This is a genomic window from Glycomyces sp. YM15, from assembly GCF_016918015.1.
Classification (GTDB): domain Bacteria; phylum Actinomycetota; class Actinomycetes; order Mycobacteriales; family Micromonosporaceae; genus Glycomyces.
Map to the genome: position 1 here is coordinate 57186 of NZ_JAERMK010000011.1, position 25556 is coordinate 82741.

The following is a 25556-nucleotide window of genomic DNA, read 5'->3' on the forward strand; positions in this document are numbered from 1 at the left end:
CCTCACAACCCCACCCCAAAACCCCCCCCCCCCCGGGGGGGGGGCCGCCCCCCCCCCCCCCCCCGCCGCGCTGTGCGCGCTAAAGGATTCAGAACCCGGGAGCGTCCCCGCGCAGGGCCCGGTCGCTGCGGACCGGCGTGGTCACCCCGGCGGAGTCCCATGGCTCGGCTTTCGGGGGTTCGTCCGCGTTCGTGGTGAAGTTCTCGACGATCTCGCCGAACTTGGTGCCCTTGATCTTGTCCTGGGCCGCGTTCGCGGCCTTGTTCGCCTGCGTGCGCACCGTCGAGGCGACCTGCTGGACCGTGTCGTTCCCGGTCACGCGCCTGGCGTAGTCGACGATCTGGTCGTAGCGTTCCCGACCGGCCTTCGCTCCCAGGACGTAGCCGACCGCGAACCCTGCTACGAGATACCACTTCCGCATATTTGCCTCCCCGGCCCGCGGGCCGAACGCCGTTCCGGTTTCACTGTGCTCTGCAGTTCACTGTGCGTTGCCGCATATAGCGGCCATTCTGCCCCATGCAGGGGTGCCCAGGCGGCCCATGATGGAAACGCGCCGCCACGTTTCGGGCCCGGATTGGACCAAGGCCACACCGACCCCGCTGGCACCCGCCCGAGCCGATCCTGTACTGTCATATCCGGTTCGCACGGTGAAAGCCGAGCTCGAACCCCTTCCCCAATAGCTCAATTGGCAGAGCAGCCGACTGTTAATCGGCAGGTTCTTGGTTCGAGTCCAAGTTGGGGAGCCACCTTGAGACAGTGGGAACGGCCCGGACGGCGAAAGCCGATCCGGGCTCTTTCGTTTCAGGACATGCCGTACGCCTGCCGATGGCCTGATCCCCGCAGCGCCGAGACGCCCACGATTCTGGGAGGAGGCGGGCCGAGCCCGGGAGGTGCTCCCGGACCCAGCCTGCGGACCGCGTCCGACCTTGCTGTGCGTCCGGTCAGAGGTTCGGCATCTCGGTTCCGGCCATCGACAGCGCGTTCAGGTAGTAGTCGCTGATCGCGCCCGAATAGACGCGGAACTCGTCGATGCCGCCGTTGAAGTAGGCAGTGCCGGCGTCGTCGGCCGAGGTCCGGCCGATCTCAATGCCGGACGTGGCCGTCCATGATTCGATCTCCTCATCCGAGATGGAGACGCCGTTCTGGCTTCCGCCGACGTACAGCGTCCACTCACCGAGGGCTCCGTCGAATACGACGGCGATCCCCTGCGCTGACCAGGTATCCGGGCTCCTAGGACTGGTGACGGACACGGTTTCGGCGTCGGAGGAGTCCGACTTCGCAAGGACCAGTTCCCAGGCGCCGTCAGCTGCGTCGTACCTGACTTCAGCCAATGGGCGGTGCTCGCCGGAGATGGAGAAGACCGTCATGTCCTGGCTCAGTTGGGCCGGGAGGACCAGCGCCGTCATAGAAAAAGATCCGGATGTGTCCACCGGGACCGTACCGAGAGCGGCGAAGTCGCCGTCACCGTCGAGAAGGAGGTGCCCCGCACCGGAGATGGGGAACGGTCCGAAGAACGGGTCCTCTTCGACCAGGATCGCGGCATCGCCGTGAAGCCGGACGTCCTGGCCTCCGGTGTACTCGGGGCTGAGCGCTTCGGGTGCGGAGCTGAACTGCCAGTATCCCTGGCGCTGGAAGAGGCGGTGCACGCCGATCGCTGCCGCCTCGCCGGCGGCGACATAGCGGTCGAACACCTTTGCCTCCGCGATGTCGCCGTTCCACTGCATAGACCACTCACCTGCAGCGCGAGCGCGGCCGATCTGCACGTCACATGTGGCGTTCCAGACCGTCCCGCGGACGGTCGAGCCGACCGCCGTGCCGTTGACGTACAGGCTCATCGACTGATCGACCTGGTTGTAGACGCCCACGAGGTGCACCCACTCGTCCGAGGTCCCGGCCCGCACCGATCCACCCGAGACCCGCCACTCGGCCGAGGGAGCGGACTCAGCATCGGTGGTCCAGAAGGACCACTCGCCGGATGAAGCCGACAGTGAGCGATAGCCGAGTGCGAACCCGGACTCCTCCTTGTCCGCGAGGCTCACTGCGACCTGGTCCCGACTGAGATCGGCGATCCGGACCCAGGCGGAGACCGCGAAGCCCTCATCAGACCGCAGCAGGCCCTTGTCGGCAGTGTCGATGTAGGCGTGCTTGGAGCCGTCGAAGGTCGCGGCCGTCGCTCCGCCGGGACCATCCACGCCCAAGGTCACGCCAGGCAGAACGGTGCCGAGGTTGTCCCCGTTCGCTTCCATGACCGCCGACGAGCCCGCGGGCTCGTCGAGAGCCCAGGCACCGACGGGATCCTTGGCGGAGACGCTGAAGATGTACGTGGCTTCCTTCGCTTCCCCGGCAGTGTTGATCGCCCGCACGGTGAGGACATCGGATCCTTCCGTTATCGGCATGTACGACAGCTCAAGCGGAGCGCTCAGGGAATCCAACACCACCTTGATGCGCCCCTTGTCGTCCTTCATGAAGTCGACCAGATACGACTCAATGTCGGCGTCGGCGGTGGTGATGTTGAAGGCACCGATTTCCCCGACCATGGGAACAGGCACGTCCCCCGGCCCTTCGGGGAAGTCTTCGCTGGTGATGATCGGGGCCTGCGGAGCAGCCGACGCAGGGGCCGCAAGACCTGCCGATGCGATCAGTCCAACCAGCCCGGCGATGAGGAGACGCCATGGCAGGTGTCTTTGGGTTATGGACATTTGTGTTGATTTCCTTTTCAGACCTGAGGGAGAGTCGCGAGCTTTGATCTTGTTCTAAAGAACGGGATGAGCCTGATCCAGAAGGGATCACCGCGCAGGCCAGGCCAGGCGAGGAAGCAGGCTCACGCTTCGACCTAGACGCAAGGGCGAGCCATAGCCGCTTAGCCGGCACGATCAGCACGGGCGGGGGGTGACATGGCAGCTTGAAGTGAGATTCGTTTTCGGCCTCCGGTTCGAGCTCAGGGCATGAAGTTGAACATGCCCAGCCTCCACGAAGGAGCGTATCTCATTGCTGAACATGTTCAACTTCGGCCCTGTGGGAGACCTTGACCTGCAGGGCACCAGCGTTTGGCTTCTTGTCGTATGGCGGTGCTAGTTTCCGAGAGGTTCATGCACCCCAACCGTTGGAATCCCGATGCCCTTCACCAGGCCCGACCGCTCGTTCGATCTCGCCGCCATGTTCCCCGAGCTTGCCACGTTGGACCGAACTGCTGTGCGGCTGCATCCTCGGCACGGCAACCCGACCGCAGAGCAATCCTCTATCGGCGGGCCGTTGTGGCCCAGCGACGAGCCCTGGCCGACATGTTCAGCCTCTCACGAGTGGGACTCGCTGAAGACGTTGGACGAAGTCTTCGAGTACCGGCGAATCATGAACCTGGCATGGAGCAGGCCACGGGCAGGAACGCCGGACTTGTTCACCACAGAGGAACGAGCGTTCTTGGACGCTCTCCGCGAACCCGAGCGCGGCAACCCCTGGCGGGACGAGTCTCGCACAGCAAATGCACCGCTCCTCCCCGTGGCCCAGTTGTTCACACGCGATGTGGCAGGCCTACCGTTCAGCGAGCGCTTCGACCTTCTCCAGGTCCTGTGGTGCCCGTATGACCATCCAGACACTGAGGATTACTGGCCCGCGGTCCAACTCCTGTGGCGAGACACCACCCAATCCGTGTTCAAGCCCATGTACCCGGCAGGATCCACGCAGGTCGGCTTCGAGGAATACGTGCCGAGCCCATGTGTGCTCGCCCCCGAAGAGGTCACTGAGTATCCGGATATGAATCTTCTGTCCCCAGAGCTCAGGGATGAGATCAAGGCGACCTCTGATCAAGTGGATACCTTCGAGTACCACGACAACGCGCTGGCACCGGGCTGGAAGGCGAACGGCCACGGAGCAGCGTGGATGATTATCGATGCCTACGACGTCCGCTGCGAGTGCGGAGCGGAGGCAAGACCGCTGCTGAGCGCAACCTCCGGAGAAATGGGTCCTTCGACGTCGCACTGGACGCCATTGGAGGACCGCGACGGCGCAGCAGAGGACACGAGACGATACGCCTCCGTCGACGTCTACCTCGGTCGCGGCTACGACCTCCAGATCTTCCACTGCGGTCTCGACCCGGAGCACCCGCCAGTTATGGAGATGAGTTGACCCGATCCGAGCCTCAGTCTTCGGTCATCACGGAGTCGGGTTCCCGGGTTGTTAGGGCCGCTAGGCGATTCCTCAGGGTCCCTACCTGCGGGGATAGACTCGTTTGCGCCCTTTCGTATCCCGCTCCCTGGACGGACCTGCCATGCCCCCAGACACTCCGAAACGACCACGCAATCTCGCCGCAGAGCTGATCGCCGAGGCGAGACTGAGTGCGCAGATCGAGGCGTATCAGGGCTACAGTGATCGGGTCTGGTCGATGGGCAGGGTGGCCGACCTTCTATGGCGCCACTCCGATGCCGCACGGCCGCTCATCCGCAAGGCGCTGGTCGACGAACTCGATGACGCCATGGAGCGAGAAAGCATGCCGCTCGCCACGAGCGACGGAGTTCTGCTCCTTGAGTACTGCGGCTCCGTACTCCGACCGCTGCTCGAAAACTACCCCGAATCAGCTGAAGTACTGCGGCAAGAACTTCAGATCATTCGGTACGTCGCTCCCTACCGCGGCCCCGACGATCCGGACCACGTCACCGACCTCTTTGACTACTACATCCTCTACTGGCTTAGAACCGACGAGTACCGGCCCATCGTCGAGGACTGCGACCCCGAAATCGGTGCCCTCATCCTCGATAACTCCGACTGAACGAGTCTCCAGCTGTGGGCGGGATGGAGTCGGGTTGCCCCGTTGTTAGGACCGACAGGCGGTTGCGCATGGCTGCTACCTGCTGAGATAGACGCGCATAGGCCTTGAGGAGGGGAGCCACTTTGAGACGGTGGGAACAGTCCGGACGGCGAAAGCCGATCCGGGCTTTTTCGCTTCACGATTCGGTGTCGCGGGTTCGCTCCCAGGCGTGGGGGTCGGCTTGCAGGACCTCCTGGGCGAGGTTGCGGGCGGTTTCGGTTCGGAGGGCCGCGAGGTTGCTGTCGATCCAGGGTTGGACGGTCGCGACGCCTTGGTGGCGGTATTCGACGGCTTGGATCAGGCATTCGAGCTTGTCGGCGTCCCTGGCGCAGATCGCTTCCGGGGTCTCACCGGTTTCGAATTCGGCGATGGCGTCGCGGATTGTCGTCTTCACCCGATCGGGGCATTCAGCGGTCTGGTCGGCGGCGACCGCTGCGGCGTCGGCGGCGGTGAGGTAGTCGCGGCCGAGCTTCGGGATGTCGCCGATGCGGGTCTCGGGCGTGTCGTGCAGGACGAGGAGCATCGCGGTGCGGGCGGGGTCGGCCCCTTCGAGGCTCGCGATGACCATGCCGGTCATCGCCGCCCGCCAGCTGTGCTCGGCGATGCTCTCGGGGTCGCGGACCCCGGCGACCCACCAGCCGGAGCGGCGGGCGCGCTTGAGCATCCCGGCTTCGAGGAGGTATCCGGCGGCGCCGGCGAGATCGGTCATGGTCGGTCCTTCAGGAGGCGGCGAGTCGGGTGCGGGCTTCCATAAGTGCGAAACCGAGGAGGTTGAGGCCCTTCCAGGTCTCCGGGGAGGCCGCGAGGGGATCGGTCTCGCCGAGCCCGATGCCCCAGATGCGGTCACGGGGACTGGCCTCGACGAGGACGCGGCGCTTCGTGCCGAGGAGGTAGGCCAGGAGGTCGCCGTGGCGGCTGAACTTGGCGAGGCTGCCGCGTACGACGATGCCGAAACGCTCTGCCTCCCAGACCTTCTGGTCGAAGCCGCGGACTTTGCGGCCGAGCGCCTGGGCTTCGCCCGGGTGGCCCGCGGCGAGGATCCTCCTGGCGGAGGCGTCGTCGCCGAACAGCCATGCCTTGTGCGCCATCATGTAGTGCTCGGCAGAGGCGAAGCGATGGCCGTCCTCGGTGAACACCGCCGGCCACCACTGGCTCAGGCAGCCGCGACCGGCGCTGCCGTCGGCGTTGGGCGAGTGGCCCCAGAAATGCACGTACTTGAACGAATGGCCGGCCGACGTCAGCGCTACCGCCTCATCGACGCTGCTCGGCAGAACGAGAGCTGCAGACATGCCGCTCACCATGCCACACCCGTGCGCACTCCGTCCGGCGGTAACACGGCATCGCGATCGACGACGCGTCCACCGCCGTGTCCGGCGGGCCTTCGAGATGGAAGCCGAACCATGCGCCGAGGGCCGTGTCCCCGAGCTCGAGCGGGTGGAACGGGAGCGGGTAATCGGGGGCGTAGTCGTGGATCGAACGGTCGCCGTTCCAGAACTCGGTCTCGAACGGGTACCGCTCGCCCAGGTCCTCCATGATGCCGTCGTCGGGCGCCAGACTGAGCGAGCGGCGGACGCGGCCGGGTCGAACGGCGGCGCGTTCCGCAGCGCGTCTCGCGGAAGTCCTTCTCCGATATAGACAATGGCGGCCTTCGCGCCCATCGGCATGCTCCTCGCGCATCGACTACGGCTCCCCTCGACAGCCTATGGCGTCGAAGTAGGGTCGGGTTCATGGGCGATCCTCAGCTCGCTGCGCTGGCGCAGCGGTACTTCGACTTTCATCTGGCCGACAACCCCACCTCGGCCAGCTTCTACGGGGTCCCGGGATACGACGACCGGCTGCCGGATCCGAGCCGGGACGGCGACCGGGTCCGCCTCGCGCACCACGCCGAGATCGGCGAGGGGCTCGCCGCGATCGACGCGGGCGCGCTCGAAGGGCAGGACCGGATCACGCACTCGATGCTCGCGCGGCTCACCGCCGACCAGACCTCGAGCATCGCAGCGGCCCTCGGGGAGGTCGGGCTCTCCAACACGATCACCGGCCCCGTCTCCACGATGCTCTCCTCGCTGCCGCGCATGAGCCTGAACTCCGAGCCGCGGAGCCGCGACTACCTCGTCCGGCTCGGGGCGCTCGGCGACTACTTCGACGCGGTCCTGGAGCGGTACCGGCTCGCCGCCTCCGAAGGGCGGCACCAGACCCGGCGCGGCGTACTCGCGGTCATCGAGCAGCTCGACGACTACCTGGGGACGGCGGTGGCGGACGATCCGCTCGTCGGACTCTCGCCCACGGGCGTCGACCTCGATGAGTGGAAGGCCGCGGCCGCGGCGCTCGTGTCCGAGCGCGTCCGGCCCGCCCTCAGCCGGTGGCGGGAGGCGCTCCAGGAGGAGTTCCTCCCGCACTCGCGTCTCGACGACCACGTCGGGGTCTGCTTCGTCCCCGGCGGATCGGACGGGTACGCGGCGGCCTCGCGGCAGTTCACCACCACCGATCTGAGTCCCGAAGCGGTGCACCGGATCGGGCTCGACGAGGTCGCCCGGCTGCGCGAGGAGTTCGCGGAGATCGGGGCGCGGGCGCTCGGCACGTCCGACGCCGCCGAGGTCATCGACCGGCTCCGGAACGACCTGTCGCTGCGGTACGAGACCTCGGACCAGATCCTCTCCGACGTCACGCTCGCCCTGCGGCGGGCCGAGGCCGCGCTGCCGGAGGCGTTCCTCGACTACGACATCGCGCCGTGCTCAGTGGCGGTGATCCCGGAGGCGGCGGCGAAGGGCGCGACCCTGGCCTACTACACGGTGCCCGCCGCCGACGGGTCCCGGCCGGGCACGCACTGGGTGAACACGTACGAGCCCTCGAGCCGGGCCCGGTTCGAGTACGAGGCGCTCGCGTTCCACGAATCCGTTCCCGGGCACCACCTCCAGTTCGCGCTGGGGCAGACGCTCGAAGGGCTGCCGCAGTTCCGGCGGTTCGCGTACGTCACCGCGTTCGGCGAGGGCTGGGGCCTCTACACCGAGCGGCTCTGCGACGAGATCGGGCTCTACAGCGGGGATCTGCAGCGGCTCGGCATGGTCTCGTTCGACGCGTGGCGGGCGTGCCGGCTGGTGGTCGACACCGGGATGCACGTGTTCGGGTGGCCGCGCGAGCGCGCGGTCGCCTTCATGCGGGACAACACGGCGCTGTCAGAGGTGAACATCGCCAACGAGATCGACCGCTACATCGCGTGGCCGGGCCAGGCGCTGGCCTACATGATCGGGCGCAGGCACATCGGCGCGCTGCGAGACCGGGCGCGGGAGGCGCTGGGAGGCGCGTTCGACCTTCGGCACTTCCACGACCGGATCCTCTCCAACGGGTCGATCCCGCTGGCGACCATGACCGGCGTCGTGGAGGACTGGATCGCCGAGTCGACCTGATATTCATCGAGACCAATACGACCGAAACCCCGGAAGGACTTGTGACTCCTGACACCCTTCGAGGACGACCCCATTACGGCCGGTTGAACTCGAGGTTTCGAAGGAGAAATCATGGCCCTGCCCTCACCCCGCACCGCGGAGAAGATCCGCGAATCGGCGGGCCCCCGTCCAGGCGCCGACAAGCAGCACCTGCCCACGTCCCGTCTCTGGATCGGCCGCGCCCTCGGACCGGTCCTCGCCCTACTGGCCTACTTCGCCATCCCGGCCGACCCCGGGCTGACCCAGGAGGGCCGCGCCACCGCCGCGATCGTGATCCTGGTGGCCGTGTGGTGGATGACCGAGGCGCTGCCGCTGTCGGCGACCGCCCTCCTCCCGATCGTCGCGCTGCCCCTGGCCGGCGTCCTGACCGTCGACGAGGCGACCGCCCCCTATGCCAACCCCACCGTGTTCCTGTTCATGGGCGGGTTCATGATCGCGCTGGCGATGCAGAAGTGGAACCTCCACCTGCGCATCGCCCTGCTGACGATGCGGCTGATCGGCACCAAGCCCCGGCGCCTCATCCTCGGCGTCATGATCGCCACCGCGTTCCTGAGCATGTGGGTCTCCAACACCGCCACCACCATGATGATGCTGCCGATCGGCCTGAGCGTCATGGCGATGGCCGCCAAGGACGTTCCCGGTGAAGACGGCGAGGACGGCACGTCCGACCCGGCCGTCAAGCAGTTCGGCGTCACCCTCATGCTCTCGATCGCCTTCGCCGCCACCATCGGCGGCCTCTCCACCCTCATCGGCAGCCCGCCCAATCTCATCCTGGCCGGGTTCGTCGAGCAGGAGTACGGGCTGGCCATCAGCTTCGCCGACTGGATGCTCGTCGGCGTCCCGCTCTCGGCGGTCTTCCTGTTCGTCACCTGGATCCTGATGACCCGCGTCATCTTCCCGGTCAAGCTCGAGCAGATCGCCGGCGGCAAGTCCGTCATCAACGACCACCTCAAGCAGCTCGGCAAGATGTCCCGCGGCGAGTGGATCGTGCTGGTCGTCTTCGTCGTCACCGCGCTGCTGTGGATCTTCAAGGCCCAGATCACCTCCGAGGCGGTCACCTCCGTGCTGCCGTTCGCGGCGGGCCTCGACGACGCCAACATCGCGATCGGCGCGGCCATCGTCCTGTTCCTCATCCCGACGGACGCCAGGAAGGGCGAGTTCACGCTGGACTGGAAGACCGTCCAGAACGGGATCCCGTGGGGCGTGCTGCTGCTCTTCGGCGGCGGCCTCGCGATCGCCGCCGCGGTCAAGGCCACCGGCCTGAGCGAGTACATCGGCACGCAGGTCGGCGGCCTCGGCGTCCTGCCGACGGTCCTGCTGGTCGCGGCGGTCAGCCTGATCGTCCTCCTGCTGACCGAGCTGACGAGCAACACCGCCACCGCGGCGACGTTCCTGCCGGTGCTCGGCGGCGTGGCGCTCGGCATCGGCGTCGAACCGATGCTGCTGCTCATCCCGGCCGCATTCGCCGCGACCTGCTCGTTCATGTTCCCCGTCGGCACGCCGCCGAACGCGATCGTGTTCGGCTCCGGCCACGTCACCATCGGCCAGATGGTGCGGGCGGGGATCTGGCTCAACCTCATCGGGGTCGTCCTCATCACCGCCGCCGTCTACCTCATCGCCGCCCCGGTGTTCGGCCTCAGCCTCTGACCCACGCGGCGCGTTCATGGGCGCGGCCTCCGGGCCGCGCCCATGAGCTGCAAGAATGAGACGGTGATGGGGAGACCGAGACGGGGGTCGGTGGCCCGGCAGATCCTGACGCTGCAAGCGTGCGTCGTCGCCGTCCTGCTGCTCCTCGGCGCGGCGCTGATCTACCTGGAGGCGCGCCGCGGCGCCGAGACCAAGGCGACGGCGGAGGTCCGCGACCTCGCGGTCGCGCTCGCGGCGCTGCCCGAGGTGCGCGAGGCACTGGAGGCCGACGACCCGGGCCCGGCCCTGCGCGGCGTCGCCGACCCCGTCCGCGCCGCCACCGGCGTCGACTTCGTGGTCTTCATGGACACCGACCGGACCCGCTACACCCACCCCAACCCCGCGGTCATCGGCGAGGACTACATCGGCACCATCGCCCCGGCCCTCGCCGGAGCCACCTACACCGAGATCTACACCGGCACCCTCGGCCCGTCCGTGCGGGCCGTCGCCCCGATCGAGGACGCGAACGGCGCGATCACCGCACTCGTGGCCGTCGGCATCCTCCAGGAGAACATCGGCGACGAACTCGAGCGGCGCCTGCCCCGGTTCGCCGCGCTGGCCTCGCTGCTGCTGGCGATCTCCGCCGCCGGGACCTGGGCGATCGGCCGCCGCCTCCACCGCCAGACCCACGGGCTGGAGCCGGCCGACCTCACCCGCATGTACGAGCACCACGACGCGATCCTCCACTCCGTGCGCGAAGGCCTCGTCGTCATCGACAACGCCCGCCTCGTACTCGCCAACGACGAGGCCGTACGACTCCTCGACCTCCCCTCGGACTACGAAGGGCGACCGGTCCGCAGGCTCGGACTCAAGGAGACCCTCGCCGACCTGCTCGCCTCCGGCCGCGACGCCGAGGACGAACTGCACGTCGTGGGCGACCGCCTCTGCGTCGTCAACCAGCGCCCCGCCCTCAAGGAGGGCCGCAGGCTGGGCACCGTGGCGACCCTCCGCGACGAGAGCGAGCTGCGGGCGCTCTCGGGGGAACTGGACTCAGTGCGAGGCTTCGCCGAAGCGCTGCGCGCCCAGGCGCACGAGTCGGCCAACCGGCTCCACGCCATGGTCACGATGATCGAACTCGGCAGAGGCGAGGAGGCGGTCGAGTTCGCCACCGGCGAGCTCGCGTCCTCGCAGGAACTGGTCGACCGCATCATGGCGCGGGTGACCGAGCCCGCCTTGGCGGCGCTGCTGCTCGGCAAGGCGTATCAGGGTCGGGAGCGGGGCATCGACCTGGTCATCGCCGACGAGACCGCGGGCAGCGCGGCCGGCATCGAGCCGAGCGATCTGATCACGGTGGCGGGCAATCTGATCGACAATGCGATGGACGCCGCTCTGGCCGGGGAGCCGCCGCGGCGGGTGGAGGTGTCGCTGGTCGAGGACGAGGCCGGGTTGACGCTGCGCGTGGCCGATTCGGGTCCGGGTCCGGCGACCGATCGGCCGGCGGACCTGTTCGAGCGCGGCTGGTCGACGAAGACCGGCGGTGCGCTGCACGGCCGGGGGCTGGGTCTGGCGCTGGTGCGGCAGGTGATCGATCGCTACGGGGGGACCGTGGCGGTGGATCGGGTGCCGCGCACGGAGTTCACCGTGCGACTGCCGCGAGGGGGTGCGGTGCGGTGATCGAGACGCTGATCGTCGAGGACGAGCGGTTGCTGGCCGAGGCGCATGTGCAGTACGTCGAGCGAGTGCCGGGCTTCCGCGCCGCCGGGATGGTCCACAGCGGACGGGAGGCGCTGGAGGCGGTGCAGCGCGGCGGGATCGACCTGGTGCTGCTGGACTTCCGCCTGCCCGACATGACGGGCCTGGACGTGTGCCGGGCGCTGCGGGCGAAGGGGGTCGATGTGGACGTGATCGCGGTGACCTCGGCGAGCGACACCCAGACGGTGCGGGCGGCGGTGGCGCACGGGGTCGTGCTGTACCTGATCAAGCCGTTCACGTTCGCGGCGTTCCGTGAGAAGCTCGAAGGCTATGCGGCGTACCGGGAGCGGCTCGGTGCGAGCGGCAAGACGGCGCAGCACGAGGTGGATCAGGCGTTCGCGGCGTTGCGCACCAGCGCGGGCGGGCCGCTGCCGAAGGGGCTCAGTCACGACACGCTGGCGGTGGTGGTGGAGGCGCTCGAGTCCGCGGCCGGTGAGCGGTCGGCGGGCGAGGTGGCCGAGGCGGCGGGCATCGCGCGGGTGACCGCGCGACGGTATCTGGAGCTGCTGGCGGACCGCGGTGTGGTGGAGCGGCGTCCGCGCTACGGCGGGGCGGGGCGTCCGGAGCACTGCTACCGGCTGCTCGGTTGAGCGGGTCGCCCGCGGACCATCCGCTGTCGGATTGGTGACTGACAGTTTAGGCCCGGTATTGCACGATATGAGTGCGGCGGTGGCTCCCCCCGGGCGCCGCCGCAACTCGATCTTCATTCGCTGTCTGCTTCATCTGGTTGCGGCGCAGTGGCTTCCCGTAGTCCGCAAGGGACTTGAAGCCGTGCGGCGTCTCGCGCAAACGCCTTGGGCGGGATGCTTTCGCAAGCATTCGTGGAGAACGTCACCATTCGGGATCGACCCTTCTGCGCGGTCGTGATTTAGGTTAGCCTAACCTACAGTTCCCCGGCATTCCGAGAGACCGTCTCTCGGCGCTGTACCGCTTCGAAAGGTGACCCTCCGTGCTGACAAGCGCCGACCTCCGTCCGGCTCCCGCGCCACTCGCCGGCTCCGACCCGCCGGCCCTCCTGGGCCGCGAATCGGCCGCCGCCTATCGCGGCATGATCACCGATGTCGCAGGCCGCCTTGCCGATCGGTTCGAGTCCGTGACACGGCCGTGGACCGGCGCCGCCCCCGCCGACCTCGGCCCGGCGATCGCGGCGGTCGACCTCGACCGGCCCCTGGAGTCCTTCGAGGACGCGTTCCACGAGATCGGCGAGCTCTACTTGAAGGACGCGGTCTGGTTCCACCACCCCCGCTACCTCGCACACCTCAACTGCCCGGTCGCGCTCCCGGCCGTCGCCGCCGAGACCGTGCTCGCCGCCGTCAACACCTCGGTCGACACCTGGGACCAGAGCGCGGGCGGCACCTTCATCGAGCAGCGCCTCATCGACTGGACCGCCCGGCGCATCGGCCTCGGACCGGACGCCGACGGCGTGTTCACCTCCGGTGGGACGCAATCGAACCTGCACGCGCTCCTGCTCGCCCGCGACGAGGCCGTCGAGCACGTGCTCCACAAGCACCGACTCGAGACCGGCACCCCCATGCGCGGAGTCGAAGCACTCCCCCGCCTGCGGCTCTTCGCCTCCCCGCACTCGCACTTCTCCGTCGTCAAGGCCGCCCGACTCCTGGGCCTGGGCGAGGACGCCGTGATCACCGTGCCCGCCGACGACTGGTTCCGCATGAACCCCGCCGCCCTCGACGCGGCCATCGAGACCTGCCGCGCGCAGGGCCTCGTCCCCGCCGCGGTCGTCGCCACCGCCGGGACCACCGACTTCGGCTCCGTCGACCCGCTCGGCCCGATCGCGGAGATCACCGCGGCGCACCGGGTCTGGTTCCACGTGGACGCCGCCTACGGCTGCGGGATCCTCGTCTCGCGGAAGCACCGGGGGCTCCTCGGCGGCATCGAGCACGCCGATTCGGTCACCGTGGACTACCACAAGTCTTTCTTCCAGCCGGTCAGCTCCTCCGCGCTCATCGTGCGCGACCGGGCCTCACTGCGGCACGTCACCCACCACGCCGACTACCTCAACCCGGCCGAGGGCGCCCTCCCCAATCAGGTCGACAAGAGCCTCCAGACGACGCGCCGCTTCGACGCATTGAAGCTGTGGATGACCTTGCGCACCTTGGGGCCCGACGCGTTGGGCGACATGTTCGACCGGGTCTGCGCGCTCGCCGACCAGACCTGGGACTGGATCGCCTCGGACCCGCGGTTCGAGGTCGCCGCACCGCCTTCGCAGCTCTCCACCGTGCTGTTCCGGCTCGCCGGAGCGGACGACGACGCGCACCGCATCGCCCGCGAATCGCTCGCGGCCTCCGGCGAGGGCATGGTCGCGGCCACGAGAGTGGAGGGGCGCATCGCCCTCAAACTGACGCTGCTGAACCCGGATACCGGGCTCGCCGACATCGTCCCGGTACTCGAGGCGCTGGCGCGCCACGGCAAGAAGGCGCGGGAGACGGCATGAGCACCAGCGCATCGGGCGGCACGGTGGTCCGCGACTTCATCGGGATCGGCCTCGGTCCGTTCAATCTCGGGCTCGCGGCGCTGACCGCGCCGATCGAGGACCTCGACGGGCTCTTCCTGGAACGCAAGCCGAACGTGGACTGGCACCCGGGGATGCTCATCGAGGGCACCACCATGCAGGTGCCGTTCATGGCCGACCTCGCGACCCTCGCCGACCCGACTTCGGCGTACTCGTTCCTCAACTACCTCAAGGAGCGCGGGCGGATCTACCCGTTCTATATCCGCGAGTCGTTCTTCCAGCTGCGCACCGAGTTCCAGGACTACCTGCGGTGGGCGGCCGAGAAGCTCGACAATCTGCGGTTCGAACGGAACGTCACCTCCGTGACCTGGGAGGACGGCGTCTACGCGGTCCGGTCGGAGGGGCCCGGCGGGGTGACCGTCGACTACGCGCGGCGGCTCGTGCTCGGGACCGGCACGCCCCCTTGGATTCCGCCCTCCTGCCGCGATCTGGAGAGCCCGACCGTGTGCCACGCGTCATCCTATATGGAGCATCGAGATCGGTTGCGGGAGTGCGGCTCGATCACCGTGGTCGGCAGCGGCCAGAGCGCCGCCGAGATCTACCGGGACCTCCTCACTGATATCGAGGAGGGCGGCTACGAGCTGAACTGGGTGACCCGTTCGCCCCGCTTCTTCCCGCTCGAGTACACGAAGCTCACGCTGGAGATGACCAGCCCCGAGTACGTGGACTACTTCCACGGACTGCCCTCGGCCAAGCGCGACGAGCTCAACGCCGCCCACAAGAACCTGTACAAGGGCATCAACGCCGACCTCATCAACGAGATCTTCGACCTGCTCTACCAGAAGCGCTTCGAGCGCGGCTCCGTGCCGACGCGGCTGTTCACCAACTGCACGGTTGAAAAGAGCGCTGCGGAGAAGGACGCCGGCGGAGGGAGCGTCAGGCTGAGCGTGCGCCAGCACGAGCAGGACCGGTCCTTCGAACTCCAGACCGAGGGGCTCGTCCTGGCGACCGGCTACAGTTACCGCGTCCCCGAGTTCATGAACGAGGTCCGCGACCGGCTGCGCTTCGACGCGACCGGACGCCTGGAGGCCCGCCGCGACTACAGCGTCGACGCCGCCGACGACAGCGATTCCGAACACCGCGGGGAGATCTTCGTCCAGAACGCCGAACTCGCCACCCACGGCTTCGTCTCGCCCGACCTCGGCATGGCGGCCTACCGCAACTCCTGGATCATCCGGTCCCTGACCGGCCGGGAGGTCTACCCCATCGAGCGCCGCATCGGCTTCCAGGAATTCGGAGCACCGGAGTGATGACCTTGAAGGCCCCCAGCACGTTCTACCACCTGCACCCGCAACTGGGCGACTTCGGCCTGCGCCCGGTCGACCCGCCCACCGACTCCCCGCTCTTGCACGAGTGGGTGACGCACCCGAAGGCGAAGTACTGGATGATGCAGGACGCCTCCGTGGCCGACGTGCTCGCCGAGCACGAGGCCATCGAGGTCGACCCCGGACACTTCGCCTACATGGGGCTCTACCACTACCGGGCCCGGTTCCTCGTCGAGGTCTACGACCCGGCGCGGTCCGAACTCGCCGAGGTCTACGACCCCGCCCCCGGTGACATCGGCATGCACGTGCTCACCGCCCCGACCGAGAAGCCGATCCCCGGGTTCACCAAAGGCGTCATGGCCACGGTGATGCACCTGCTGTTCGACGGCTTCGAAGCGCAGCGGGTCGTGGTCGAGCCGGACGTGGGCAACGAGGCCATCCACCGCCTCAACGAGTTCGTCGGCTTCAAGCCCGAGCGAAGCGTGGACCTCAAGGACAAGCAGGGCCTGCTGAGCTTCTGCACCCGAATCGATTTCGAGCGGTCCGCCGCGAGAGGAGTGCCCGCGTGAGCGCCATCGACCACCTCACCCCGGAACTGTGGCGGCAGGCCACGAGGAACCTCCTGGCCAAGGCCATCGGCGAGTTCGCCCATGAGCGTCTGCTCGTCCCGGTGAAGGACGGCGCGGCATACACGCTCGCGGCGGGGACGGAGCGGTACCGGTTCACCGCGCGCCGCTTCAAGCTCGACCACTGGGTGGTCGACCCCGCCTCGATCGAGCGGACCGACGGCACCGGCGACGGGCTCGAACTGGACGCGGCCGCGTTCTTCCTCGCGTTCAAGGGCGAGCTCGGCTTGAGCGACACGGTGCTGCCGGTGTACCTCGAAGAGGTCGCCGCGACCATCAACCGCGGGGCGTACCAGCTCGGCGAGGGCCAGCCCGGCTCGGCGGCCCTGGCGGACGCGGGGTTCCAGGCGATCGAGGCGGGCATGACCGGCGGGCACCCGTGCTTCGTGGCCGGGTCGGGCCGGCTCGGATTCACCTCGGAGGACTACCGGGCCTACGCGCCCGAGGCCGGCGCGGGCGTGCGCCTCATGTGGCTGGCGGCCCGGCGCGAGCACGCGATGTTCGCGGCCTCGCCCGAACTCGACTTCGGTTGGCTCCTCGACACGCAGCTCGACGCGGACTCGCGGGAGTACTTCGCGTCGATGCTCACCGACCAAGGACTCTCCTATGAGGACGTGTACCTGATCCCGGTGCATCCGTGGCAGTGGCGCAACAAGATCTCCGTGACCTTCGCGCCCGAGATCGCCGCCGGACGGCTCGTCCCGCTCGGCGAGGGCCACGACGAGTTCCAGGCGCAGCAGTCGATCCGCACGTTCTTCAACCGCAGCAGGCCCGAGGCCGACTACGTGAAGACCGCGCTCTCGGTGCTCAACATGGGCTTCATGCGCGGGCTCTCGACCGAGTACATGGAGGTCACGCCCGCGATCAGCGACTACGTGGCCGACCTGGTGCACGGCGACCCGACGCTGAAGCGGCACGGCGTGACGATCCTGCGCGAGCGGGCGGCCGTCGGCTACCGGCACCCGGCCTACACGGCGGGCGCGCCGAAGGGCTCGCCGTACCGGAAGATGCTCGCGGCCCTGTGGCGCGAGAGCCCGGTGCCGAAGCTCGCCAAGGGCGAGCAGGTCGCGACCATGGCCTCGCTGCTGCACGTGGACGCCGACGGGAAACCGCTCGCGTCGGCCCTCATCCGCCGCTCCGGACTGCGCCCGGCCGACTGGCTGCGCGGCTACCTCGACGCCTACCTCGTGCCGGTCGCGCACTGCCTGTACCGGTACGGGCTGGTGTTCATGCCCCACGGCGAGAACGTGATCCTCGTGCTCAAGGACGGCGCCGTGGAACGCGCGTTCTTCAAGGACATCGGTGAGGAGTGCGCGGTCCTCGAGGCCGCCACGCCGGTGCCCGAGGCGATCGCGCGCATCCGGGCCGACGTGCCCGACGACGTGCGGGCCCTGTCGATCCTGACCGATGTCCTGGACTGCTTCCTGCGGTTCCTCGCCGGGCACCTGCACCTGGACGGCGTGCTCAGCGAGGACGAGTTCTGGCGCGTGGCCGCCGAGGCGCTGCGGGACTACCAGGCCGCGCACCCGGAGCTGGCCGAAGCGTTCGCGCGCTTCCCGCTGTTCGAGGACAGCTTCCCGCTCTCGTGCCTGAACCGCTTGCAGCTCAAGAACAACCAGCAGATGGTCGACCTCGAGAACCAAGAGGAGAGCCTGATCTACGCCGGCAGGCTCGACAACCCCCTGGCCGCCTGGCGCTGACCGAAGCGCACCGCGGCGGCGATGGCCCGGGGCCGGTCGGCGAGGACCGGCCCCGTTGCAGATTCCGGCCACCCGGCGCTGCTGCGATCCCGCCAGGCGACGATCATCCGGTCGTCTGGGGATGGGGGCTCGTGCGAGGGATTCCGGCCACCCGGCGGGTGCGGGGGCTTGCCGGGGCAGGTCATTATGGATGTTATGCAACTGAACAGCCCTGTTCTCATCACCGGTGCCAGCCACGGACTGGGTATGGCCACGGCCTCGGTGCTCGCCGCCGAAGGCGCGGCGCTGGCGCTCTGCGCGCGGAACGCCGCCCCGCTGAACGAGTTCGCCGAGAAGCTGCGAGCCGAGCACGACGTCCCGGTCGCCACCAGAGCGCTCGATGTCAACGACACCGAGCTGATGGTCGAGTTCGTGTACGAGGCCCAGCGGCGGCTCGGCGACCTCAAAGGCCTGGTCGCCAACGTCGGCGGCTCGCGCGGCCGCAGCATCCTCGACACCGAGCCGGACGACTGGGCGTACTCCCTGAGCGTCAACGTGACCAGCGCGATGACCGCCCTGAAAGCCGCCCTGCCGCAGCTGCGGCGCACCGGCGGCGCGGCGGTCCTGGTCTCCTCGATCTCCGGCACCAAGCCCTCCCCCGGCCTCGCGTACGGCTCGACCAAGGCCGCGCTCAACCACGCCGCCACGGTGCTCGGCCGCGAACTGGGCCCGAAGGGCGTGCGCGTCAACGCCGTCGCGCCCGGCTCGATGCTCATCCCCGACCGCAACTGGGACCGCCTGCGCCTGGCGGACCCGGGGCGCTACGAGGCGTTCCTGGAGGAGTTCCCGAACCGCGAACTGCTCGACCCGCGCGATGTGGCCGAGGTGATCGCCTTCCTCCTCTCGGACAAGGCGAAGGCGATCAACGGCGCGGTGGTCCCGGTCGACGGCGGCCAGAACGCCCCCAGCGCCTACGGCTACTAGCCGTAGTACGCGCGCATCAGATCGTCGGCCCACTCCGGTTGGGCCACTTCATGCCTCGGCGCGAACTCGCGCAGGTACGGCTTGACGTCGAGCACCGGCGTGCCCGCCAGCGCGTCGAGGTCGCTCACCCGGATCGCGAGCCCGTCGACGCCGAGCAGGCGGCAGCGGGAGACGCCGATCCGGTTGGGGCGGAAGGGGCCGCGGTGTGCGAAGACCCCGATCGGGGGCCACGCGGGGTTGCCGCGGGCCGGCCGCGGTTCGAGGTTGATCTCGTGCTCCTCGATGCGGTCGAAGAGGAAGACGACTTCGAGGTGGGAGAAGTCGGCGAGGCCTTGGGTCACGGTGGGCGCGAAGCGGTCCGCGTCGAGGCGGATGACCGCTTCGACGCCGTCCCAGGCGTCCTCGAACCATTCGGTGCGGCCGCCTTCGACATGTCCGACGGGCTGCATCTCGACGTGCATCGCTGCTCCAGGGTTCAGGCGGCTTCTTCGACGGGGGTCGGGCCGGTGAGCTTGCCCATCAAGAACGGGAAGACCAGCAGGGCGACCACCGCACACGATACGCACAGGATGCCGTAGCTGGCGTATTCGACGATCGGGCCCGAGGCGAGGCCCGCGGCCATGGCGGCCAGGCCCATCACGAGGTCGGAGAAGCCCTGCGTGGACGGGCGCTCGGCCGGGGTGATCGCGCCGGTGACGAGGGCGGCCGAACCGACGGTCATGGCCGACCAGCCGACGCCGAGCAGGACCAGGCCGATCGAGAGGCGCACGTGGTCGCTGCCGGGCGAGGAGCCCGAGACGGTGCACGCGGCGACGAGGGTCACGGTGCCCGCCATCAGGATCGGGCGCGCGCCGTACTTGTCGACGAGGCGGCCGATGATCGGCGCGAACGCGTACATGCCGCCGATGTGCAGGCCGAGGATGACGCCGACGACGCTGAGGGCCTCCGTCGGGTCGGCCATGCCGTGCTTGATGTGCACGGCGGTCATGGCCATGACGCCGACCATCACGAAGTGGCCCAGTGCGGCGGCGACGACGCCGGTGCGGACGGCCGGGTTGGCCTTCGCGGTGCGGTAGCCGTCGGCGATGGAGCGTTTCGGCGCGTCGGTCTCGCCGCTGATCTCGCGGGCGGTGAGCAGCGGGTCGGGCCGCAGGAACACGAGGATGACCGCGGCCGTGAGGAGGCACAGGATCCCGATGGCGACCATCGAGCCGATGTAGGCGGGGCCGCCGAACCAGCCGCTCCAGGTCCGCTCGGCGAGTCCGGCGAGCGAGGGGCCGGCGACCGAGCCGATCGTGGTGGCCCACACGATGAGCGAGAGGTGGGAGCCGCGGCGTGCGGCGGGGGCGAGGTCCGCTGCGGCGTAGCGGGACTGGAGCCCGGCGAACGAGGCCGCGCCGAGCAGGAAGTAGCCGGTGACGGCGAGCGGCGCGCTGCCGAGGTTGATCGCGGTGATGACGACGCCCGTGCCGAGGACCGCGCACCCGTAGCCGAAGGCGAGGCCGCCGCGGCGGCCGAAGCGCTCGGTGATGCGCACGGCCGGGACGACGACGAGCGCGGAGCCGCCCACGAAGAGGCTCTGGGCGAGGCCGGTGAACGTCGCCGATCCGGTCATCTCCTCGACGAGCAGGGCGCCCACGGCGATGCCGATGCCGACGGCGAGGCCGCCGAGGATCTGGGTGAGGAAGAGGGTGCGCAGGACGCGCTGCTGAAGCGGGGCGGTGCGCTCCAGCGGGTCGGCGGCGGCGGCTTCGGGGGAAGGCTGGTGGGCGGTCACGAGGGTTCCTTTCTGGAGTTGTCGGCCGGATCGGTGGGTCCGGCCGGCGTGTCCGGCCCCCGGGGGATGCGGGGACGGACCGGCCCTGCTCGGCGCCGGTGGGCGGTCGAGCGCGAGCCGTCGCTCAGATTGGCGGCGACGCCGGTCCGGACGCCTGGGCGACGGCCTCGGCCACCGCTTCGGCGAGTTTCGGGTCGAGCCGGGTGGTGCTGATGCGGATGCCCTGGTGGCCGTGGAAGGAGTAGGCGCGGCCGGGCGCGACGGCGAATCCGGCGTCGCGCAGGGCCACGACCGCCGCGGTCTCGTCGGCCACGGGGACCCACAGGTTCAGGCCGGAGCGGCCCCACGCGTTGATGCCGCGTGCGGCGAGCGCTTCGCGAAGGGCCCCTTGCCGTTCGGCGTAGACGCGACCCGCGTGGGCGACCTGCTCCTCCACGGCTTCGTCGGTCCAGGCCGCGATCACGAAGTGCTGCAGGATGCACGAGACCCAGCCGTGGCCCATGGCCATGCGGCCCTGGATGCGGGCTTTGGTGTCGGGGTCGGCCGCGACGAGCGCGCAGCGCAGGTTCGGGCCGTACGGCTTGGAGGTCGAGCGCACGAAGAGCCACCGCTCGGCGGCGTCGGCCACGAGGTGGAGCGGGGTCTGCGAGAGCTCGGCCCAGTGGTCGTCCTCGATCACGAACACGTGCGGGTGGCGGGCGATGACCTCGCGCAGCGCCGCGGCGCGTGCGGCGGACACCGCCGCACCCGTGGGGTTCTGGCCCCTCGAAGTGAGGACGAAGGCCTTCGCGCCCGCGGCGAGGACGGCTTCGAGCTCGTCGGGCAGGGGCCCTTCGCCGTCGATCGTGACAGGGCTGACCTGGTATCCGGCCGTGAGCAGCAGGTCGCGGCCGTTCGACCAGGTGGGTTCTTCCACGGCGACGGTGTCGCCGGGTTCGAGCCGGGCCGCGAGGCCGCGCTCGAAGGCGTCGAGCGCACCGGAGGTGACGGTGAGGTCGCCGTGGACACCGTCCGCGGCGAAGCGGTCGCGGGCGAGGTCGAGCAGGTCGGGGCACGGCCCGCCGTCGCGGTAGTTGCCGGGCGAGACCTCGACGCGCGGTTTGAGGGAGGCGAGGTCGGGCAGCAGGTCGGGGTCGGGTTCGCCGGAGACGAGGTCGAGCACTCCCGAAGGGACCGTGAGGGTTCCGGTGGGTGTGAAAGCGGAGCGCTGGCGGACGACGGTCCCCGCGCGGCCGCCGGTCTCCACGACGCCGCGTTCGCGCAGGCGCCGGTAGGCGGAGGCGACGGTGCCGGGGGCGACGCCGAGGTCGGCGGCGAGTTTGCGGACGGGGGGCAGGGTGCGGCCGGGCGCGAGCTGTCCGGAGCGCACGCCGGACTCGATGCTGGCGGCGATCTCGGTTGCCGCCGATCCGGTGATCTGATACTGTACCGACATAACTCGATCATTGTACCAGTACAAAAATCGACGATAGGAGCCACCCCGATGTCCGTCCTCGAATGCCCCCACAGCGGCCGGTTCACCCAGACCGATCGGACCACCCCCAAGCGCTCCCGCGAGCGGGTCACGTACGAGCGCGAGGCGGCTTACCGGGTGCTGGACGAGGCGCTGTTCGTCGACCTCGCCTTCGTCGGACCCGACGGCGCGCCGCGGGTGCTGCCGACCTTCCATGTGCGCGTCGGGGACACGCTGTTCGTGCACGGCTCCACGGGATCGAGCATGGGACTGGGCGGGCGCGAAGCCTTCGCGGTGAGCGCCACCGCGACGATCGTCGACGGGCTCGTCTACTCCAAGAGCTGGTTCCACCACTCCATGAACTACCGCTCCGTCGTCGTGCACGCGAACGCGCGGCTGGTCACCGACGCGGACGAGCGCTGGGGCGTGTTCAAGGCCCTCATCGACCGGATGGGCGAGGGCCGCTCGGAGCGGTCGCGGGAGGCCAACGACAAGGAGAACGCGATGTCCGCGCTCCTGGCCATCCCGCTCGAGGAGGTCTCCGTCAAGCAGCGTTCGGGCCCGCCGGTCGAAGAGCCCGAGGACGAGGACCTGCCGTTCGACAACGGCGTCGCCGCCGTGACCACGACGGTGGTGGGGCGGCTCTGAAGGGTGCTCGAGCGCCCGGGCGAGCCGGACACCGGCTGGCGCGAGTGCTCGAGGATCCCCTAAACTGCGATCCGCGCGGTGCCGGATCGGGCTCGGCCTCTCGACGACATGACCGTCCAGAGCGTGGGTCGTGGGAACTTCCCTTCGAGCCGGTCCGGCGCCGTCTGGCGTAGGAGGTGCACCGCGCGCATCGCTGAAAGGATCGGGCGGGCCGAAGTTCGAGACGGCCCGCCCGATCGCTGCTCGCGGTGCGGCCTCTAGCCTTCGAGCGCTGCTTCCTTCTCGGACTCGGCCTTGTCCAAGCGCCACACGGCGATCGAGCCGCCGCCGGCGACCGCGACCACGAACAGGACGAAGGTCAGCGTGTACGGCCAGGCCGGGGCGGCGTCGTCCGAGTTCTGCACCATGGCGCCGTCTTCCCCTGCACCCCACCAGATCGCCTGGCGGATGAGCTTCAGGAAGTCCCGGTCGCCCCAGGTCTTCCCCTGGCCGCCGGGCGAGGCGTAGAAGACCGGCAGCTCCTCGTTCACCCAGGCCACCGCCTGGCCCGAGCCGAGCTGCGCCAGCACGGTTGCACCCGGTTGCGCCGGTGCGGGATCGAAGGAGTACCACCGCTCGGTGAGCTTGAGCTCCTCGTCCAGGCCCTCGGTGACCTGCGACCCGGAGTTGAAGGTGATGGCCTCCTCCGTCGCCCCGTCCGGACGCGGCAGCGCGGTCGCGCCCAGCGTCTCGTGGTACCAGGCCCAGTCCGGTTCGCTCTCGATCGCGGTGTTGGTGGTGACGAGCCCGCCGCCCTGCTCGACGAACGTCTCGACCGCGTCCTGCTGTTCATCGTCGAGGAAGTCGCCGCCGGTGTTGAGGAACATGATCACGTCGTACGCGCCGAGGCGCCGCACGTCGTCGGCGGTGCCCTCGATGAGCGTGAAGTTCCAGCGCCGCGCCTCCATCTGGAGGCGCTCCAGCGCGTAGTCGGCCACGTCCTGCGCCTCGTTCCCGGTCGTGACGACCAGGACCTGCGGCCCCCCGGCGGCGAAGGCCGCCGAGGGGGCGAAGGCGGGCGCGCAGGCCAGCGCGACGATCATGCACAGTCGCAGCAGGGTTCTCACACGCCCAGCCTAGCGTTCGGCCTCAGCCGCAATGGCTCCAGCCGCTCGTCCAGGTCGTGGACCCGACCGAGCCGCCCCACTTGACGCAGGTGTTCGGCGCGTACCTCTTCACCGGGCCCGCGTAGTAGGAGAAGCTGCCCGAGTCCGAGCCGACGGTGCCGCCTTCGGCCTGGAGGGTCGCCGAGACGGGGCTGGGGGTGCCGACCTTCGTGTACTTCAGGGTGACCACGCAGTTGTAGCCGTTGGAGGCGTTGTACATGAGGTAGATCCGGCCGACGGAGCCGAGGGCGTGGGTGTTGATCTGGCTGTAGCCGGATCCGCAGATCTCCCCGGGCGTGTACGGGTTCCCGCCCGAGCAGCCGTTGGAGGAGGTGATGGCCTTCTTGGACCCGTAGGGGACCTGGACGCCCTCGACGACGGGGGTGACGACGCTGCCGGAGGCGTTGCGCTGCTCGTAGTGCAGGTGCGGGGCGGTGGAGCCGCCGGTGGAGCCGACGGTGCCGATGACCGTGCCCTGCGAGACGGACCGGGAGGTGCCGACGGAGCCGACCATGGTCGCCAGGTGCGCGTAGCGGGTGCGGGAGCCGTCGGAGTGGACGATCTGGACCCACTTGCCGTAGCTGGTGCTGCCGGCGTTGTAGAAGTAGGCGGTGCCGCCGGCGGTGGCGCGCACGTTCTCGCCGTTGATGGCGTCGGACCCGTAGGTCTGCCAGTCGATGGTGTTCTGAGGACTGTGGGCCGGGGAGTCGATCCAGTTGTTGGCCCAGAAGGTCTTGTTGCAGTTGAAGGGACTCTTGTGATTCACCGCTTGGATGGTGATCTCGTCGGCGCTCGCCGCCATGGCCGGAGCGAAGGCTGCGGCGACTGCGGCGAGGAGTGCGGTGACGAGGAGCGCGACGCGCCGTTGGCGCGGTCGGAGGTGGGGGCGCTGTTCCATAACAGGACGGTATCGAAGAAATTCTTCGTTGTGAAGGTCACATCTGAAGAATTTCTTCTTAAGGGACGAAGACGGCCGCGCTCTTCGATGTGAGGAGCGCGGCCTGCTGCTTGACCTTGGTTCTATTTGTACAAGGCCTTCGCCAACCGCTTCTGCGCGATCCACATCCCCGTCACGCACAGCGCCATCAGGTAGGCGACGTGCACGAGCATCATCGGGCCGAGCTGCCCGAGGCTGAGGCCCCGCACCAGCTCGATGCCGTGGTAGAGCGGCATGACGTAGACGATCGGCTGCGCGAACGCGGGGTAGGCCTCGACCGGGGTGAAGGTGCCGCCGAACAGGAACATGGCGAACACGACCGCGTTCATCCAGTCGAAGTCCGGCCAGTCGCGGAAGACCGTGGCGAGGGTCAGGCCGATCCCGGCGAAGGCCAGCGCGATGAACACGCACGCGGGCACCGCCAGCAGCGACCACCAGGAGTCGAGGAGGCCGAAGAGCCCCATGACGACCACGAACGCGCCGATGTAGGTGCCGCCGCGGATGAGCGCCCACCAGACCTCGCCGAGGGCGACGTCCCAGGGCCGCAACGGGGTCGCGAGGATGCCGTCGTAGACCTTCATCCACTTGAACTTGGCGAACACGTTGATGGAGGTCTCGGCGAGCACGCCCATCATGGCCGCGTTCGCGAGGATCGCGGGCGCGACATAGGCGGTGTAGGAGACGGTGGTGCCGTCGGGGAGCGTGATGTCGCCGACGAGGGCGCCGACGCCGAATCCGAAGGCGAACAGGAAGAGCAGGGACTCGACCGCGCCCGAGATCACCAGGATCCAGGCGCGGCGCATGGCGACCCAGTTGCGGTTGAGCAGGGCGCCCGAGGACTTCAGGGAGGCGCGTGCGGCGCCGTAGGCGATGACCGACATGTGGGGGCT

23 protein-coding genes and 1 tRNA gene are annotated in these 25556 nt (G+C 69.1%); 13 read left to right on the forward strand and 11 right to left on the reverse strand.

Translation table 11 applies throughout. The annotated features are described in order from the left end of the window. Nucleotides 1–88 precede the first annotated feature (88 nt). Nucleotides 89–421 carry a hypothetical protein gene (locus JHY01_RS13635; RefSeq protein WP_205326199.1) on the reverse strand — a complete coding sequence of 111 codons (333 nt, stop codon included), beginning with the start codon at nt 419–421 and terminating at the stop codon, nt 89–91. Nucleotides 422–670: 249 nt separating this feature from the next. On the opposite strand from JHY01_RS13635, the gene JHY01_RS13640 reads away from it, so the two are divergent. Then, nucleotides 671–746: transfer RNA gene (locus tag JHY01_RS13640), tRNA-Asn, on the forward strand. 195 nt (nt 747–941) lie between these two features. Here JHY01_RS13640 and JHY01_RS13645 read toward each other — a convergent pair. Further along, nucleotides 942–2537 (reverse strand): LamG domain-containing protein, encoded by a 1596-nt coding sequence (locus JHY01_RS13645; protein WP_205326200.1) that lies wholly within the window; start codon nt 2535–2537, stop codon nt 942–944. Nucleotides 2538–3114: 577 nt separating this feature from the next. Here JHY01_RS13645 and JHY01_RS13650 point away from each other — a divergent pair. Further along, nucleotides 3115–4122 (forward strand): hypothetical protein, encoded by a 1008-nt coding sequence (locus tag JHY01_RS13650; protein ID WP_205326201.1) that lies wholly within the window; start codon nt 3115–3117, stop codon nt 4120–4122. A gap of 142 nt (nt 4123–4264) precedes the next feature. Further along, on the forward strand, nt 4265–4762 hold the full coding sequence (locus JHY01_RS13655) for a hypothetical protein (RefSeq protein WP_205326202.1): 498 nt from the start codon (nt 4265–4267) through the stop codon (nt 4760–4762). A gap of 175 nt (nt 4763–4937) precedes the next feature. On the opposite strand, the gene JHY01_RS13660 is transcribed toward JHY01_RS13655, so the two are convergent. From JHY01_RS13660 to JHY01_RS13670, 3 genes are read right to left on the reverse strand one after another with little or no spacing between them, the layout of a single operon-like run. Next, nucleotides 4938–5510 carry an HD family hydrolase gene (locus JHY01_RS13660; RefSeq protein ID WP_205326203.1) on the reverse strand — a complete coding sequence of 191 codons (573 nt, stop codon included), beginning with the start codon at nt 5508–5510 and terminating at the stop codon, nt 4938–4940. Nucleotides 5511–5520: 10 nt separating this feature from the next. Further along, complete coding sequence (locus JHY01_RS13665; protein ID WP_205326204.1) at nt 5521–6090, reverse strand: NADAR family protein; 570 nt, start codon at nt 6088–6090, stop codon at nt 5521–5523. Then, nucleotides 6053–6478 carry a hypothetical protein gene (locus JHY01_RS13670; RefSeq protein WP_205326205.1) on the reverse strand — a complete coding sequence of 142 codons (426 nt, stop codon included), beginning with the start codon at nt 6476–6478 and terminating at the stop codon, nt 6053–6055. The genes JHY01_RS13665 and JHY01_RS13670 overlap by 38 nt, the downstream gene beginning before the upstream one ends. Nucleotides 6479–6528: 50 nt before the next feature. Between JHY01_RS13670 and JHY01_RS13675 the strand changes: the two genes are divergently transcribed. From JHY01_RS13675 to JHY01_RS13715, 9 genes are all read left to right on the forward strand, one after another. Further along, the gene (locus JHY01_RS13675; protein WP_205326206.1) at nt 6529–8205 is read left to right on the forward strand and encodes a DUF885 family protein; all 1677 of its coding nucleotides are present in this window, start codon (nt 6529–6531) and stop codon (nt 8203–8205) included. A gap of 111 nt (nt 8206–8316) precedes the next feature. Then, a complete protein-coding gene (locus JHY01_RS13680) occupies nt 8317–9891 on the forward strand; it encodes a DASS family sodium-coupled anion symporter (RefSeq protein WP_205326207.1) in 1575 nt (524 codons plus the stop codon). A 66-nt stretch (nt 9892–9957) separates the two neighbouring features. Further along, nucleotides 9958–11544 carry a sensor histidine kinase gene (locus JHY01_RS13685; RefSeq protein ID WP_205326208.1) on the forward strand — a complete coding sequence of 529 codons (1587 nt, stop codon included), beginning with the start codon at nt 9958–9960 and terminating at the stop codon, nt 11542–11544. Further along, nucleotides 11541–12212 carry a response regulator gene (locus JHY01_RS13690; protein WP_205326209.1) on the forward strand — a complete coding sequence of 224 codons (672 nt, stop codon included), beginning with the start codon at nt 11541–11543 and terminating at the stop codon, nt 12210–12212. The genes JHY01_RS13685 and JHY01_RS13690 overlap by 4 nt, the downstream gene beginning before the upstream one ends. Nucleotides 12213–12670: 458 nt before the next feature. After that, the gene (locus JHY01_RS13695) at nt 12671–14074 is read left to right on the forward strand and encodes an aspartate aminotransferase family protein (protein ID WP_205326319.1); all 1404 of its coding nucleotides are present in this window, start codon (nt 12671–12673) and stop codon (nt 14072–14074) included. Continuing rightward, nucleotides 14071–15402, forward strand: coding sequence for a lysine N(6)-hydroxylase/L-ornithine N(5)-oxygenase family protein (locus JHY01_RS13700; protein WP_205326210.1), 1332 nt, complete (start codon nt 14071–14073; stop codon nt 15400–15402). The genes JHY01_RS13695 and JHY01_RS13700 overlap by 4 nt, the downstream gene beginning before the upstream one ends. Beyond that, nucleotides 15402–15986, forward strand: coding sequence for a GNAT family N-acetyltransferase (locus tag JHY01_RS13705; protein ID WP_205326211.1), 585 nt, complete (start codon nt 15402–15404; stop codon nt 15984–15986). Before JHY01_RS13700 ends, JHY01_RS13705 begins: the two co-directional genes overlap by 1 nt. Next, nucleotides 15983–17743, forward strand: coding sequence for an IucA/IucC family siderophore biosynthesis protein (locus tag JHY01_RS13710; RefSeq protein ID WP_205326212.1), 1761 nt, complete (start codon nt 15983–15985; stop codon nt 17741–17743). Before JHY01_RS13705 ends, JHY01_RS13710 begins: the two co-directional genes overlap by 4 nt. Nucleotides 17744–17938: 195 nt before the next feature. Beyond that, nucleotides 17939–18706 carry an SDR family NAD(P)-dependent oxidoreductase gene (locus JHY01_RS13715; RefSeq protein WP_205326213.1) on the forward strand — a complete coding sequence of 256 codons (768 nt, stop codon included), beginning with the start codon at nt 17939–17941 and terminating at the stop codon, nt 18704–18706. On the opposite strand, the gene JHY01_RS13720 is transcribed toward JHY01_RS13715, so the two are convergent. The 3 genes from JHY01_RS13720 to JHY01_RS13730 form a co-directional block, all read right to left on the reverse strand. Further along, a complete protein-coding gene (locus tag JHY01_RS13720; RefSeq protein WP_205326214.1) occupies nt 18703–19167 on the reverse strand; it encodes an SAM-dependent methyltransferase in 465 nt (154 codons plus the stop codon). The two genes, JHY01_RS13715 and JHY01_RS13720, sit on opposite strands and share 4 nt — an antisense overlap. A gap of 14 nt (nt 19168–19181) precedes the next feature. Further along, nucleotides 19182–20483: an MFS transporter gene (locus tag JHY01_RS13725; RefSeq protein WP_307814435.1), complete on the reverse strand. Its 1302-nt coding sequence runs from the start codon at nt 20481–20483 to the stop codon at nt 19182–19184. Nucleotides 20484–20607: 124 nt separating this feature from the next. Beyond that, nucleotides 20608–21918 (reverse strand): aminotransferase class I/II-fold pyridoxal phosphate-dependent enzyme, encoded by a 1311-nt coding sequence (locus JHY01_RS13730; RefSeq protein WP_205326215.1) that lies wholly within the window; start codon nt 21916–21918, stop codon nt 20608–20610. Between the two features lie 48 nt (nt 21919–21966). Between JHY01_RS13730 and JHY01_RS13735 the strand changes: the two genes are divergently transcribed. Beyond that, complete coding sequence (locus tag JHY01_RS13735) at nt 21967–22584, forward strand: pyridoxamine 5'-phosphate oxidase family protein (RefSeq protein WP_205326216.1); 618 nt, start codon at nt 21967–21969, stop codon at nt 22582–22584. A 257-nt stretch (nt 22585–22841) separates the two neighbouring features. Here the strand turns inward: JHY01_RS13735 and JHY01_RS13740 are convergent, their stop codons facing one another. From JHY01_RS13740 to JHY01_RS13750, 3 genes are all read right to left on the reverse strand, one after another. Beyond that, entirely contained in the window at nt 22842–23690 is an 849-nt protein-coding gene (locus JHY01_RS13740; RefSeq protein WP_205326217.1) for a ThuA domain-containing protein, read from the reverse strand. A gap of 22 nt (nt 23691–23712) precedes the next feature. Continuing rightward, complete coding sequence (locus JHY01_RS13745; RefSeq protein WP_205326218.1) at nt 23713–24627, reverse strand: M23 family metallopeptidase; 915 nt, start codon at nt 24625–24627, stop codon at nt 23713–23715. Between the two features lie 122 nt (nt 24628–24749). Then, on the reverse strand, nt 24750–25547 hold the full coding sequence (locus tag JHY01_RS13750; protein WP_205326219.1) for an ABC transporter permease: 798 nt from the start codon (nt 25545–25547) through the stop codon (nt 24750–24752). Nucleotides 25548–25556: the final 9 nt, after the last annotated feature.